General features: G+C 47.8%; 11 protein-coding genes and 1 tRNA gene. 6 read left to right on the forward strand and 6 right to left on the reverse strand.

The window, feature by feature from the left end:
- Positions 1–22: 22 nt before the first annotated feature.
- The gene (locus FBQ74_RS03800) at positions 23–793 is read left to right on the forward strand and encodes a HipA family kinase (protein ID WP_139755397.1); all 771 of its coding nucleotides are present in this window, start codon (positions 23–25) and stop codon (positions 791–793) included.
- Complete coding sequence (locus tag FBQ74_RS03805) at positions 790–1,656, forward strand: hypothetical protein (protein WP_139755398.1); 867 nt, start codon at positions 790–792, stop codon at positions 1,654–1,656. Before FBQ74_RS03800 ends, FBQ74_RS03805 begins: the two co-directional genes overlap by 4 nt.
- Before the next feature lie 300 nt (positions 1,657–1,956).
- On the opposite strand, the gene FBQ74_RS03810 is transcribed toward FBQ74_RS03805, so the two are convergent.
- Positions 1,957–2,041: transfer RNA gene (locus FBQ74_RS03810), tRNA-Leu, on the reverse strand.
- A 552-nt stretch (positions 2,042–2,593) separates the two neighbouring features.
- On the opposite strand from FBQ74_RS03810, the gene FBQ74_RS03815 reads away from it, so the two are divergent.
- The gene (locus tag FBQ74_RS03815) at positions 2,594–3,073 is read left to right on the forward strand and encodes an RDD family protein (protein ID WP_168190710.1); all 480 of its coding nucleotides are present in this window, start codon (positions 2,594–2,596) and stop codon (positions 3,071–3,073) included.
- 17 nt (positions 3,074–3,090) lie between these two features.
- Here FBQ74_RS03815 and lptG read toward each other — a convergent pair whose 3' ends face one another.
- Together lptG and lptF are read right to left on the reverse strand one after the other, a co-directional pair.
- Positions 3,091–4,152, reverse strand: coding sequence for an LPS export ABC transporter permease LptG (gene lptG, locus FBQ74_RS03820; protein WP_139755400.1), 1,062 nt, complete (start codon positions 4,150–4,152; stop codon positions 3,091–3,093).
- Positions 4,152–5,252, reverse strand: a complete 1,101-nt coding sequence (lptF, locus tag FBQ74_RS03825; RefSeq protein WP_139755401.1) for an LPS export ABC transporter permease LptF — start codon at positions 5,250–5,252, stop codon at positions 4,152–4,154. Before lptF ends, lptG begins: the two co-directional genes overlap by 1 nt.
- Before the next feature lie 267 nt (positions 5,253–5,519).
- Here lptF and pepA point away from each other — a divergent pair, with 267 nt between their 5' ends.
- From pepA to FBQ74_RS03840, 3 genes are read left to right on the forward strand one after another with little or no spacing between them, the layout of a single operon-like run.
- A complete protein-coding gene (pepA, locus tag FBQ74_RS03830; RefSeq protein ID WP_139755402.1) occupies positions 5,520–7,025 on the forward strand; it encodes a leucyl aminopeptidase in 1,506 nt (501 codons plus the stop codon).
- Positions 7,026–7,031: 6 nt separating this feature from the next.
- Positions 7,032–7,460 (forward strand): DNA polymerase III subunit chi, encoded by a 429-nt coding sequence (locus FBQ74_RS03835; protein WP_139755403.1) that lies wholly within the window; start codon positions 7,032–7,034, stop codon positions 7,458–7,460.
- Between the two features lie 8 nt (positions 7,461–7,468).
- Positions 7,469–10,240 carry a valine--tRNA ligase gene (locus FBQ74_RS03840; RefSeq protein ID WP_139755404.1) on the forward strand — a complete coding sequence of 924 codons (2,772 nt, stop codon included), beginning with the start codon at positions 7,469–7,471 and terminating at the stop codon, positions 10,238–10,240.
- Between the two features lie 102 nt (positions 10,241–10,342).
- On the opposite strand, the gene FBQ74_RS03845 is transcribed toward FBQ74_RS03840, so the two are convergent.
- From FBQ74_RS03845 to FBQ74_RS03855, 3 genes are all read right to left on the reverse strand, one after another.
- A complete protein-coding gene (locus FBQ74_RS03845) occupies positions 10,343–10,567 on the reverse strand; it encodes a DUF2798 domain-containing protein (protein WP_139755405.1) in 225 nt (74 codons plus the stop codon).
- A 130-nt stretch (positions 10,568–10,697) separates the two neighbouring features.
- Positions 10,698–13,376, reverse strand: coding sequence for a hybrid sensor histidine kinase/response regulator (locus tag FBQ74_RS03850; RefSeq protein WP_139755406.1), 2,679 nt, complete (start codon positions 13,374–13,376; stop codon positions 10,698–10,700).
- Positions 13,373–14,641, reverse strand: coding sequence for an ABC transporter substrate-binding protein (locus tag FBQ74_RS03855; protein WP_139755407.1), 1,269 nt, complete (start codon positions 14,639–14,641; stop codon positions 13,373–13,375). The genes FBQ74_RS03850 and FBQ74_RS03855 overlap by 4 nt, the downstream gene beginning before the upstream one ends.
- Positions 14,642–14,666 lie beyond the last annotated feature (25 nt).

Genomic DNA, 14,666 nt, shown 5'->3' on the forward strand with positions numbered 1-14,666 from the left:
CTAGAGTTTAGGAGATTGAGGCATGGAGCAAATTGAAATAGGTATTATGTTGCCAGGCGCGATTAAGTTTAATGACGACAATGTGAACCCTACGTGGAAAGCTCATATACAAACCCACAAAGAGGCGGTCGTTGGTTTTGTGAAATTAGTCGAGTTTCGCAAGGTATATGTTGAATGTGTTTGTGCTGTTATTGGGCGAGAACTGGGGTTACCAATTCCTAAGCCTATACTGGTTAAAGTTCCCCATGAAAGCTTGCCAGACGAAGTACCCAAAAGCTCATTTACAATAGGTTTTGCATCACAAGATGCTGAATACCCCAGTTTCAGAAGATATTTCAACAGCAATAGCCAAGAAGCTATAAATAGCTTAATCAATTTTTCTAAAGCACTAGACATATCGGTTTTTGATGAGTGGATCGGGAACTGGGACAGAAATATCGGTAACATTTTATTCGATGGAAAAGACGAGTACTACTTTATCGATCATGAAAATGCGATCGATAGAAAACTAAATTCAGACGCTCCAGCATCTAGAAACCAGATACTTGAGCAGTTAGCAAGTTCGTTAAGCGAATTTGAAAAGTACAAATCAAATAGAATTAGCCAAACTAATATAACACCTACATATGAGGGACTACCATTTTCTCTAGTCTCAGAGAAAACACTTGGTGGTTTATACCTTTCTGATGATGAAGTTGTTAGCGTTATTCAATTTTTAGAGGAACGGTTAAGTAGTTTAAAAGAACTGGTCAACGATCGGTGGGGATTTCAGCAACAGGAGTTATCGCTATGAACAGTCTAGATTCATTATTTCCCGCGTTGCCAGAAACCACTGGCTGTTGGAGGCCTGTTTACTTAGAGCCGATTGTTGGCTCCGGAGAAAAAATATCAATAGCGGTTATTGGTGTTTCAGGAAAGTCTTATAAGGTGATTCAATCAGTCAGAAATGAATTGTTGGACTGTCTATATGGAAAACAAGCTGAAAATATAAGCTCAATGATCACATGGGTAATTGAATCTTTAAATAACCAGTTACGATTAAAAGGTAGTTTAGAGGAATGGGAATCTCCCATTACTGGGGTGGAAATTGGCGCAGAGACAACAGCACGAGGCTCCAATATTGATGACATTCTACGACAAGCTATCAGATTTAGCGCAAGTTTGAGTACGCTATCGCTTGATGCGGAGCGTTCTGATGATGATGAGCAGCCTAAAAAATACACAGAGCATTGGGCGAGGAGCATTTCAACCGCAATGGTTGATATAAACCCACAGCTTTTATCTTCTTTCGGAAAAAAGGTGCAGTTAGGTGAAACTAACTTACTAACGAGTTTTGGTTTTATTTATGGTGAATATACCGCAAATTTCGGACTGTTAGTTCCATCAAGGTTGTCAGCGTCTCTAAATAATGTAAAAGCTAAGCTGTTAGATCTGGAAACTTTTAAAAAGTCATCGCTAGGAGTAAAACCCAATTCATATGAAGTTATCATTGGAAGTCCATCCCTTAAAGATCCAACATTAACTAGTAAGTCTGTCAAAAAAATACGAGATAATTTTACGCTAATTGAAGAAATTGCTCATGCTGAGAATATAAATGTCTATCGAGCTGAGAGTGCTGAGGAAGCTGCCAATCACATCAACGAGCAGGTAGCTTGACCAAGGTAGAGGCGGAGCTGTTGTATGCTGAACCAATCAAACAGCGAAGTAAAACATAACTATAGAGAATTTGAACGTATATTTCTTCCACTTAGATTGGCTTAGAAAAACGAGCTAAGACAAAAAACGGCTTTCATCTGTTTTGATATTCTTCTCTAAGGGAGAATGGCTCCAGTGGGCGTACTTTATTGGAGTGACGCTCGGACGCTACGACAGGGGGTGGCAGTTTCAGAATTCCAGACATAAAAAAACCGACTTACGTCGGCTTATTGTTATCTCTTTCATTGGTAAGAAAAGAGATGGTACCAGTGGGCGGACTTGAACCGCCACGCCCGAAGGCAACGGATTTTGAATCCGTCATGTCTACCAATTCCATCACACTGGCATCTAACTTTACTATTTGCGTAGTTTAAAAACTTTGCAAATCTTTGCAAGCGTATTTTAGCTTGTTTGAGTCAAAAGGTGCTTACCTTTCAATGACTTTGCCGTTGAGGTTGACTAGGCGCATTCATTTTTGAATCCGTCATGTCTACCAATTCCATCACACTGGCATTGTCGACGTGGGTCGATGTGCTTTGCATTATAGCGATGTGCGAATGACACTCAAGCTTTTTTTGGTGTGTAGCACACCTTTCGATTAATTGATGTGCAACTGGCGCCGAATTATTGCTGCCTACCGTGTATAAACTGCTATTAAAACTTACCCGCTGCCTCTAGTTGGCTATTTCAAACTCTTTGCCAGTAAATTGCAGGCAAAAAACGAAAAAGCATAACAAATTGCTTACGTTATGATGAAAACGGTATTTATTGATGACTGCGCTAAGTTTGTTTCAGACTGCTTTAAGTTGTGTCATTCTATGAGCGCCACTAAATGGAACGCGCTGTGAAAAAACATAAGCAAAAGAAACAACAGGTTAACGATAGCGAACCGCAGATAATGCCACGGGCGACCTTCTTTCGCCGGTTGCTGGCAATGGTATATGACACGCTGGTCGCAACAGCAGTAGGGATGTGCGCGGCCATTGTGTTAATCGTAACACTGGTCATCTTGCTGAAAAATGGCATCCTCGACCTGAGGGGATACGCTGAACCAGCAGACCTGATCCAGGCTTCTTTTGGCTACAAGTTGGTGATTCAACTGTGGGTCGGGGCGTGGATAGCCGGTTTCTTTCTCTGGTTTTGGAAAAAAGGGGGGCAAACCCTGGGTATGCGCGCCTGGCGACTTCGCATTTATTCATCCAGCGATGCACCAATGACCTGGGGCAGGCTGATACTGCGACTTATTTGCTCGTTAGGAGGACTGGGCACATTGCTGGTGCTCTTTGACTTCAAGAATAAACAGTCCCTGCAGGACAGGGTAGCTGACACCGAGGTATTGTTTCTGACCAAAGAAGCCAACCACCATAAGAATTGGTAGCGGCTCCTTTGGTAATGCTATTTACGCAGTAAAAATGCCGCTATGGCAGCGAAAAGTAAGCTGGGTAATAGCGCTCCGACAAATGGCGGGAAGTTGTACACAAGACTAAGCGGGCCGAACACCTCATTAGTAATGAAAAAGCCAAAGCCTGTCAGCACACCCATTATCACGCGCGCGCCCATCGTAACGCTGCGCAGCGGCCCGAATATGAATGACAGTGCGGTAAGTAGCATTACGCTGATGGAAACCGGTTGCAGGACTTTACGCCAGAAGGCCAGCTGGTACCGGCTACTGTCCTGATCATTATTATCCAGATATTGAATGTAGTCGTTCAGCCCCCGGATAGACAACGCTTCAGGCTTCACCGCTACAATACCTAACTTGTCAGGCGTCAGGCTTGAGTTCCAGCGTTGCTTATTCTCATGGGCCACGGAGACTTGTTTGTCAGTAAATGTGGTTGTGGACACGTCACTGAGAAACCAAACATTACCTTCAAAAAATCCCTCGTGAGCAAAGGTAATATCCTTTAACTTCAGCGCATCGTCAAAGTTATAGATAGTAATGTCACGCAATTGCTCGCGGGTGACGACCTGGCCGATACTCACAAAGTGTTCACCATCTTTAGCCCACACTAACTGGTCTGAAGAAAACAGCGAACCACCGGATATGGCCTCTGTGCGCACCTCTTTTGCTTTGGACTCGGCGAAAGGCGTTACCCATTCGCCCACTGCCATGACAGCCAGAATCATCACTACGGCAGATTTCATGGCGGAGCTGATAATATTCCAGCGGCTTAAGCCGGATGCCTGCATAACAACCAGCTCACTGTTACTGGCTAGCACCCCCATGCCCACAAGCCCGCCGAGAAGTGTTGCCATGGGGAAAAAGAGTTCTAATTCTCTGGGCAGGCTGAGAACGACGTAGACCGCCGCAAGAATAACGTCATATTCGCCTTCGCCCAGTTTACGTAGTTGCTCCACAAATTTAATCAGCGCACTTAAGCCGATAAGCACCGACAAAGTGACAGAGATAGTGCCAACTAACGTTCTGGCGATATACCAGTCGAGTATTTTAAACATCACTTCTTCCTCAACAGCCAGGCACGGAATTCAGTACCGGTTTTTCTGTCACGGAATATCAGGCCGATGCCTATGACAAGCATGATGCCGTGCACCCACCACAGCCCCAGCTGAATAGGCATCTTGCCATCGGCAAGTACCCGCCGGCTGGCCAGAAGCAGTAGGAAATATCCCAGATACAACAATATGGCCGGAAACATTTTGCCGAAACGCCCCTGTCGCGGGTCGACCGCCGCAAGAGGTACTGCTATCAGGGTGAGAAAGGGAATAGACAGAGGTATGGCTATACGCCATTGCAGCTCAGCTCTGGCTTCGATGGAGTCATCACCCCACAATTCCGATGTGGGTAAAACACTGACTTTGCGACGGGGTTCCTCAGCAGGCTCATCAGCAATCTGAATCTGATACTGATCAAACTCAACTTTACGATAATTAAGGGCTTTCTGCTCGCCCTCGTATTGCACACCGTCCTGCAGCACCAGGCTACGTGTACCATCATCGTTGTTCTGAATATAGCCCTCATCAGCATAGACAACCCGAACCTCTGAGGTTTCAGCATCAGGCTGATTCTGCGACAAAAAGACGCGGTCTAATCTGTCATTCTGGCCAATATCATGAACAAAGATAACGGCTTTTTCATTGCCGGTCTGTTGAAAGCGCCCAGGTATAAGGGCAGAAATCCCGGCCTCGTTTCTGGCCTTTTCCCGCAATAAGTATTCGCTTTCTGCAGCAGACGGCGCCAGATAGAGTGTAATAAAACCGGTAACGCACATGATAAAAAGTGATAACAATAACATTACCCTGGCGATATACCATTCGCTGATGCCGCAGGCACGCATAATGGTCATTTCGCTATCGACGTAAAAACGCCCGTGGGCCAGCATAATTCCCAGGTAAGCACTGATTGGCAGCACCAGAGAAGAGAGAATAGGGGCATACAATCCTAAGAATCCCAACACCAGCCCGGCAGGGATATCGCCGTCAGACGCATCACCCAAAACGCGTACAAAACGCAATGTGATGAAAATTGCCATTAGGATGAGGAATATCGCCAGCTGAGATTTCAGCGTTTCCTTAATCAGGTAGCGAAATATGAGCATGTCTGTCCTACTGGAATAATTGGATTTATAGTGAAAGAGCGCACAATTTTGAGTAAACTAACCGTTTTTACAAGTTTTACCTGTATTTGTGTTACCTGTTTGCGTGGATTTTGACCATAATTAAGGTAACAAAGAAACCTCAGCCACTTTGCGCCATCGGTGATAACCATGCAAGTTTGGCTAAGTATTAAAACATAAATACGGCGTAAATCGTTATGTGATTTTGTATTTGTGCAATCACATCATGAAGAAAAGCGAGGTGTCATCGTGGAGTTTAGTGTAAAAAGTGGTAGCCCTGAAAAACAACGTAGCGCATGTATCGTCGTCGGGGTGTTTGAGCCACGACGCCTGACAGCGGTAGCTGAACAACTGGATGAAATCAGTGATGGCTATATCAGTAATTTGCTGCGCCGTGGCGATCTTGAAGGCAAAGCTGGCCAGATGTTGCTGTTGCACCATGTGCCCAACGTGCTAAGTGAGCGTGTGCTGTTAGTCGGTTGCGGTAAAGAGCGCGAACTGGATGAGCGCCAGTATAAGCAGATCATTGCCAAAACAATTAAAACGCTGAACGAAACCGGTTCAATGGAAGCGGTCTGCTTTTTAACCGAGCTGCACGTTAAAGGCCGCGATACTTACTGGAAAGTGCGTCAGGCAGTAGAAGCCACTCAGGATTCTCTGTATACCTTCCTGCACCTTAAAACCAAAAAAGGCGAGCCGCGTCGTCCGTTACGCAAAATTGTCTTCAACGTGCCGACTCGTCGCGAGTTGACCGTTGGTGAAAGAGCGGTTGAGCATGGACTGGCTATCAGCGCAGGTGCCAAAACTACCCGCGACGTGGCAAACATGCCCCCTAATATCTGCAACCCTGCTTATTTATGGGAACAGGCGCAGAAACTGGCGACAGATTATGACTCTGTGTCAGCCGAAGTGGTGGATGAGGCACAGATGGCCGAGCTTGGTATGCAGGCTTATCTGGCTGTCGGACGAGGCTCAGCCAATGAGTCAATGATGAGCATTATTCACCATCGTGGCGGCCCTGCAGACCAGCCGCCAATTGTCCTGGTAGGTAAAGGGCTGACCTTCGATTCTGGCGGTATATCCATCAAGCCCGGCGAGTCGATGGATGAAATGAAATACGACATGGGTGGCGCTGCCGGTGTATTGGGCACAATGCATACTGTGGCCGAGATGAATCTGCCTATTAATGTTATCGGTGTGCTGGCTGGGTGTGAAAACATGCCGGATGCCAATGCATATCGCCCCGGCGATATTCTGACAACGATGTCAGGGCAGACTGTTGAAGTGCTCAATACCGATGCTGAAGGACGTCTGGTGCTATGCGATGCACTTACCTACGTGGAGCGTTTTGAGCCTGAACTGGTTATTGATATCGCCACATTAACCGGTGCCTGCATTATCGCATTAGGTAACCATGCTTCAGCGGTAATGAGTCAGCACAACCCTCTTGCGCACGAATTGCTGAACGCATCAGAGCAAAGCTCTGACCGCGCCTGGCGTTTGCCGCTGTGGGATGAATATCAGGAGCTTCTCGAAAGCCCGTTTGCCGATATGACTAACCTTGGCGGTCGTGCTGCTGGCTCTATCACCGCAGGCTGTTTCCTGTCGCGATTCACTAAAAAATATACCTGGGCGCATATGGATATTGCCGGTACTGCATGGCGCAGTGGCAAAAATAAAGGTGCTACAGGTCGACCCGTTCCCATGCTAACGCAGTTTCTGATGAATCGCGCTGGTATCAACGACGAGGACTAAAGCGGCATGCCGCAGGTCACCTTTTATCAATTACCAGATGCTCAACGGGCAGGTCAGGAAGTGGCCTGCTCGTTGATTGCTGACGCCTATGCAGCCAAACAACGTGTTGTCGTGCTCTGTGAGGATAAAACACAGGCAGAGGCTCTGGACGATTTGCTGTGGCAGCTTCCCGCCAAGCGCTTCGTGCCTCACAATATGAACGGAGAGGGGCCTTCCGCCGGTACGCCGGTAGAAATCTGCTGGGCACCTGAGCAAGTCAGCCGTCGGCATCTGCTGGTAAATTTAAGTAATGCGATGCCTGATGCTATCGGGCAGTATCAATATATTATCGATTTTGTACCCGGTGAAGAAAACGCCAAGCAGGCGGCCCGGGTCCGGTATAAGCAATTCCAGCAGGCTGGCTGTCAAATGAAATTCCAGTCTGCACAATCTTGAGAGTAAGTATGGATAAAACCTTCGAACCCAAATCCATTGAACAGCAATGTTATCAGTCGTGGGAATCTTCGGGCATGTTCAAAGCATCCGGAGAGGGCGAGCCTTATTGTATTTTGCTTCCGCCACCGAACGTTACCGGTAGCCTGCATATGGGGCATGGTTTTCAGCAAACCATTATGGATGTGCTGACCCGCTATCACCGAATGAAAGGTGACAACACGTTATGGCAGGTGGGAACAGACCACGCCGGTATTGCTACGCAGATGGTGGTGGAACGTCAGCTGAACGCGCAGGGCAAAACGCGTCACGATCTGGGTCGTGAAGAATTCGTTGAGAAAATCTGGGACTGGAAGGCACAGAGCGGGGGCACCATCACGCAGCAGATGCGACGGATGGGAACGTCACCTGACTGGGACCGTGAAGTCTTCACCATGGACGATAACCTGTCTCAGGCGGTTACCGAAGTATTCGTAAAGCTGCATGAGGAAGGGCTGATTTACCGGGGTAAACGACTGGTAAACTGGGATCCTGTACTGCATACCGCCGTCTCAGATTTGGAAGTGCTGAACGAAGAAGAAGCCGGTTTCATGTGGCATATGCGTTATCCGCTGGCCGATGGTAGTGGTGAGCTGGTCGTAGCCACAACGCGCCCTGAAACCATGCTGGGTGATACCGCGGTAGCCGTGCACCCTGAAGATGAGCGCTACGCCGATTTGGTAGGCAAAGAAATCAAGTTGCCAATTACCGGGCGACTCATTCCTATCATCGCAGATGATTATGTTGATCCTGAGTTCGGCACTGGATGTGTGAAGATTACGCCAGCGCATGACTTCAACGACTATGACATGGGTAAACGTCACAATTTGCCAATGATCAATGTGCTTACTGCGGATGCAAAAATTAACGATGAGGCGCCTGAAGCCTATCGCGGTATGGATCGCTTCGATGCACGTAAGCAAATTGTGGCCGATCTTGATAGTGCTGGTCTACTGGTAAAAATTGATGATCACAAATTAAAGGTGCCGCGCGGTGATCGCACAGGCGCCGTCATCGAGCCATTCTTAACCGATCAATGGTATGTCGCTGTTGAGTCACTGGCTACACCTGCAATCGAGGCCGTAGAGTCTGGTGAGATTCGTTTTGTGCCTGAAAACTGGAATAAAACCTATTACCAGTGGATGCATAATATTCAGGACTGGTGTATCTCCCGTCAGTTGTGGTGGGGTCACCGTATTCCCGCCTGGTATGATGACGAAGGCAATATTTATGTAGGCCGCGATGAAGCAGAAGTGCGCGCCAAACACGGTCTGGACGATGGCATTTCTCTGACACAGGATGAGGATGTCCTGGATACCTGGTTCTCCTCAGCATTATGGCCTTTTGCTACATTGGGCTGGCCGAAGGAAACTCCGGAACTGGAAACTTTTCTACCCTCATCTGTGTTGGTGACAGGGTTTGACATCATCTTCTTCTGGGTGGCCAGAATGATAATGATGACGAAAAAGTTCACCGGCAAAATTCCGTTCAAAGACATTTATATTACCGGCCTTATTCGTGACGAAAGCGGTGATAAGATGTCAAAATCAAAAGGGAACGTGCTTGATCCCATTGACCTGATTGACGGCATCGAACTGGAAGACCTGGTCAATAAGCGTACCTCGGGAATGATGCAACCTCAGCTGGCAGAGAAAATTGCCAAGCGCACCCGCAAGCAATTTCCGGATGGTATCCAGGCGTATGGTACTGATGCACTTCGCTTCACATTTGCAGCGATGGCCTCGACCAGTCGGGATATCAATTTCGATATGGGACGTGTCGAAGGATATCGCAACTTTTGTAACAAAATCTGGAATGCATCACGCTTTGTGTTGATGAACACAGAAACTGAAGATACCGGACGCGACGGCGGCGATATGCAGCTTAGTCTGGCTGATCACTGGATACTTGCTAAGTTCCAGCAAACGCTTAAAGAATTTGAACAGGCACTGGCAGACTATCGTTTTGATATCGCTGCTCAAACCGCGTACGAGTTCACCTGGAACCAGTTCTGCGACTGGTACCTTGAACTTACCAAGCCGGTCCTTAATAGCGAAGAAAGCACGCCAGCTCAGAAGCGCGGAACCCGACATACGCTGATTAATATGCTTGAAAGTATGTTACGTCTGCTGCATCCGTTTATGCCTTTTATCACAGAAGAAATTTGGCAAAAGGTTGCACCCTTGAGCGCGGTTAAAGACGAGACGCAAAGTATAATGGTTCAGCCTTTCCCAACGCAGGATACAGCGTTGCAGGACGATCAGGTTCTGGCTGATATCGAGTGGGTTAAACGCTTTATTGTCGGAATCCGTAATATCCGTGGCGAAATGGATATCTCTCCTAACAAGCCGCTTAATGCGAAGCTGCGCAATGTTTCTGATGAAGACAGACGTCGCATCGACACCGCGCGCGTGTTTATCGACAGACTGGCACGACTGGAGTCTATTGATATTCTGGCCGAAGGTGAGCAGGCTCCACCAAGTGCAACGGCAATAGTTGGTGATATGGAGATTCTTATTCCAATGGCCGGGCTTATCGATAAAGACGCTGAGCTCGCTCGACTGAGCAAAGCTATCGATAAGACAGAAAAAGACTTATCGCGGGTTCAGGGAAAACTGGCTAACGAAAAGTTTGTTAGCAATGCACCAGATGCGGTTATCGAAAAAGAGCGTAGCAAGTTAGATGAAGCTGAAAAACAGCTGTCAAAACTTAAAGAGCAATACGAGACTATTAACGCTTTGTAAGTAATAAACTGTAAAAAAGCCCCGCTGGCTCCGCCAGCGGGGCTTTTTTTGTGAACGGGCGAAAAACCTTAAGAGCGTAAAAGCGCCGAAAAGGGAAGGTTGTTAACGCCTGATGACCAGCCGCGTAAGCAGCAGCGAAGTGCGATTTACCGCTGGTCCGAACACAAAAGATATAATCGCTGCAGCTGGCCAGGCCATGAGCCATGCTTGCATCCAGCGTTGCACGAAAGTATCGACAAACCCAAGGTTCAGGTAGGTTACCCATGCTGACATTAAAAAACTAAGTACCAAAGACATCAAAAAAGAAAATATTATGCGTTGAGTCATGCCTGCCACAAAAGGATATACGCAATGATGCAGGCAGTGTAACGAGTGAATAATGCCAGACCAAACGCTTTGCGAACAAAACGCAACATTGCAGGATAACCGACGATATTGTTTCGTGGTATTCAACGGGTTACTGGTTTCTCAGGTAACTGGTAATCGCGCTGGCCAGCAGTTCACGCTTTACCGGTTTAGTAATATAACTACTCATACCGGCTTCCAGCGCCAGATTTTTATCTTCCTGCATGGCGTTAGCAGACAAGCCAATAATCGGAATTTTAATAAACCCTTTTTCTCGCAAACGGCGCGTCGCCTCATAACCGTCCATTACCGGCATCTGCACATCCATCAGAACGAGATCGTACTGAGGCGAGTTTTCAAATTTGGTCACTGCCTGCTTGCCATCTTCGGCAATATCATAACTCAGCCCCAGTGAACTTAGCATTTCCCCGGTTACTACCTGATTGATAGCATTATCTTCAACTAAAAGAATATGACCATCAATGGCAGGTTGCTGTGACACGGGCATATCATCTGTTAATTGCTCTGTACTGACACCGGCCAGCTCACCGACGAACAATTCAAATTGGGTGGGCGTAAACGGATGACTTAACAGTCCATGTGGCCAGCTGAAAATCATTTTTTCAAGCAATTTACCGGGTAATGTATTGACCACGAGCCCGGTTTTGATGCCGCGTTCGGCTAACTCAGTGAGTCTGGGCAGCAGTGCTTTATAGGTACTGAAATCCTCGATATCTACCACGATGCAGGGCGGGGCGCCGATGTCCTCTGAAAGTGCCTCAAGGGGGCGCGACTGGCTTTTTATACGAAGTAGTTGTTGATATTCGGGCGGCAGCAGCGCCTGATTGGAGTAATACATACTGCCGGTGGGAAGCGCAGGCAGGCGCGACAGAATTCCCGGGTTTTCCATATCAACATGTTTAAGAGGGATAGCCGCGTTAAATACCGACCCGCACCCGGGGGTGGAGCTGACAGCAAGTTCGCCGCCCATTAATTCAATCAATTGCCGGACAATAGCCAGACCAAGCCCCGATCCGCCATATTTACGGTTAGTCGCTTCATCCGCTTGCGAGAATGGAGAGAATACGCGCTTGAGCTGCTCCTCATTCATGCCGATGCCGGTATCTTTAACTTCGATATTTAATGTGAACCACTCACTTTCAGATTGCATCTCGCCATCGAAACGAATAACGACCTCACCCTGTTCAGTAAACTTGATGGCGTTACTACACAGATTCATCAAAATTTGTGATATCCGAAGCGCGTCTCCTATCGCCTGACGAGGCAAGTCAGGGGAAACGATAAGTCGGATGCTCAGGTTCTTTTCCTGTGCTCTGAGTGTCACTACAGATAGCAGGTTGTTAAACAAAGAGTGCATGGAGAAGCTGACATCTTCCAGTTCCAGTTTACCGGCCTCAATCTTTGAAAAGTCGAGCACATCGTTGATAACGCTCATCAGTACCTGACTGGAATAAGCAGCTTTATCTAGATACCCTTTAAGTACGGATGACATAGGTTGCTGTTGAGCCAGTTCGACAAGGCCGACGATACCATTGACGGGGGTTCGTAATTCATGGCTCATGTTCGCCAGAAATATACTTTTGGATGCAGTGGCACGCTCTGCTTTTTCTTTTGATGCGGCAAGCTCATCATTAAGGGCGCGCTGACGCTTATTGAGGTCCCGGGCCTCATCAAGAAGCGCCCGGGTTTGCTGATTTTTGGTATTAAAAACCTGCGCTGCATTTGCAAGCTGACCAATTTCGTCCCCGCGTTTAAGGCCGGGAATTTCGGTAATATTCTCGTCCCGGGCGAGCCGGCGGAAGACATCAGTCAGCGTTTTAATCGGGCTGAGTATGCGGTATATCGTGTAGCCTGCTGCGGTGATGGCAAGCAGAATAGCCAAAAATGACGCTATGTTCAGGCTCTGCTGTGCTTGAAGAGCTTGCTTTTGCGTGTTTGAACTAATTGTTGCGTACTGGTTGTTTACCTGTTTAACCAGTTCATTGCTTAAATACAAAAATTCGTTTGCAGAGCCCGCCATGACGACATTCACCAGAAACAGATTACCCTGAATCAGTTGAGTCAGAGTTAAAAAACGCGAGCGCGTTGTATCCAGAGCGTTAAGAAGCGGACCTGACTCATCTAAGGCCGCTTGCTGAACCAGGTTTCTGGCCTGTGCTATAGCGGTAATGAATGCCTGACGGTGCTCAGCATCAGGCTGAAGCCGGTATTCTAATGCAGCGCCTCGGGCCAGGCTAAGTTCCAGACGAATCGCAATTTCCTGCGTTTCGGAAAGTGAGGCGGGCATAAGCCGATCATCGTCAAACTGTTCGAACAAAGATGCGGTGCTTAATGTATCATCGCGCCGCGCCCGGGCATCAACAACATCTTTAAAGTTGTTCTGATATGCTTTTAGATGATGCCGCATGCTGGTGAGCATTTCTCTGGTTTGCTGCATCGGTAACAGGGCCAGGCGTGAAGACTCCAGGTTATCCAGCTTTTGTTGTATAGCCTGCATTAACCTTTCAAAACGGCTGACGGCCGAGTCGCTGGCAGTCTCTCTGAAAATAAGTACGTTGCGCTGTAAGTCAAGGATGTCACGCTGTAACGCACGAACCTGACCAATATCAGTGACCGCCTGGCCGGATGCACTGATACCATCAAACAGTACCTCCTGATTCGCCCGCGCAATAACACCCTGTAGTAATAGCAAAACAACCAGCGCGGCCAGTACCAGAATGATCTGAGCGCGAATGGATGAAAGTGAGAAAAACGAAGGTTGTTTATTCATGAAGTCAGGAACTCATACCATTTTTGCAGGCTATACTCGTAAGTCGGCATAACCGTATTCCAAACGGCAACATTACTGAATCTGTCTGTGTAGCTGCCTCCGGTGCGCTGCTGCCCCTGTTTCACACTAATGCGTCCGTCGGTACCTTTAAGATCGGTAGCCGCAGGCTTACCGCGGTACCAGTAATCCCATTCAGCATCGCTCAGATATGAGGCGGAACGCTCGGGGTTGCTGATGTAGTAGCCCTGGCGGGCGATAAATGCCCCCGGCCAGCCCGACAGCCACCAGTTCATATATTCATAAGCGGCATCTTTCTGGCGACCCGCAGTGGCAGATGATAAGCACATAACCCCGTGCCAACCACGGTAGCCCTCTTTAGGCGCAGCGAAGGTAACTGGTATATTATTTCCGTTCAGTGCGGAAACAGCCGGTGAAAACATGCTCTCTACAACACTGCGTCCGTTTTGCATAAACTGAACGGATTCAGGTACTGATGTCCAGAATCCGGCAAAATGTCCCAGTTGCTTTAATTCTATAAGAATGCCAAACAGCTCATCCATTTCCGGCTTTGTAATTGCTCCGATATCGCCGAACCGCATTAAGCCTTTTGCCTCTGCAGCCAGTGCAAGATCAAACAGACCAATCGTGGGGTCATTAACAATTGCCACTTTACCTGAGACGCGAGAATCGAGCAGCCACCCCCAGCTTTCCTGCTCGCTCATCAGCCCTTCATCAATCAGGCGACGGTTGTAGCCAAAGGAATCGACGTTGTGAACATAGGGTAAAAAGCTGATTTGCCCTGTAGGCTGGCTTCCAAGTGTGCCATTTTGCTGAACGTTGAGAATTTTATAGGGTGCGTCGCCGGCGCCAAGGCGAGCCTGAGGTTGCAGGCGACCGGTTTTGGTCAGCGCGTTGATTTCGTCCCAATATGTCAGCCGGTTTACCTCAATAGGTGCTATGGCTTTTGCCTGCCATAATACATTGATGCTGTTGGACCACTGCTCGTACAAATCAAAGCTTTGCGGGTTCATTGAGGCTTTTTGTAAGACTGCCGCAGAGCCACCGGGCTCAAATTCCAGCCGGATGCCCAAATCTTCCATAGCACGTTGGCGCAATGCTTCCTGTAAAGTAACGTGGGTGCCCATTACTCTGACAAGTGGCTTTTCACGGCCAATTGCAAAGGGTGCAACACCGGCGGTGAGGGTGGAGGCCAGCGCACCCTTCAGGAATTTTCGACGGCCAGATGATAATGCAGCGTTATCCATTTAGTTGTTACGCAAACTCTTGGCA

The sequence above is a fragment of the Salinimonas iocasae genome (assembly GCF_006228385.1).
GTDB classification, from domain to species: domain Bacteria; phylum Pseudomonadota; class Gammaproteobacteria; order Enterobacterales; family Alteromonadaceae; genus Alteromonas; species Alteromonas iocasae.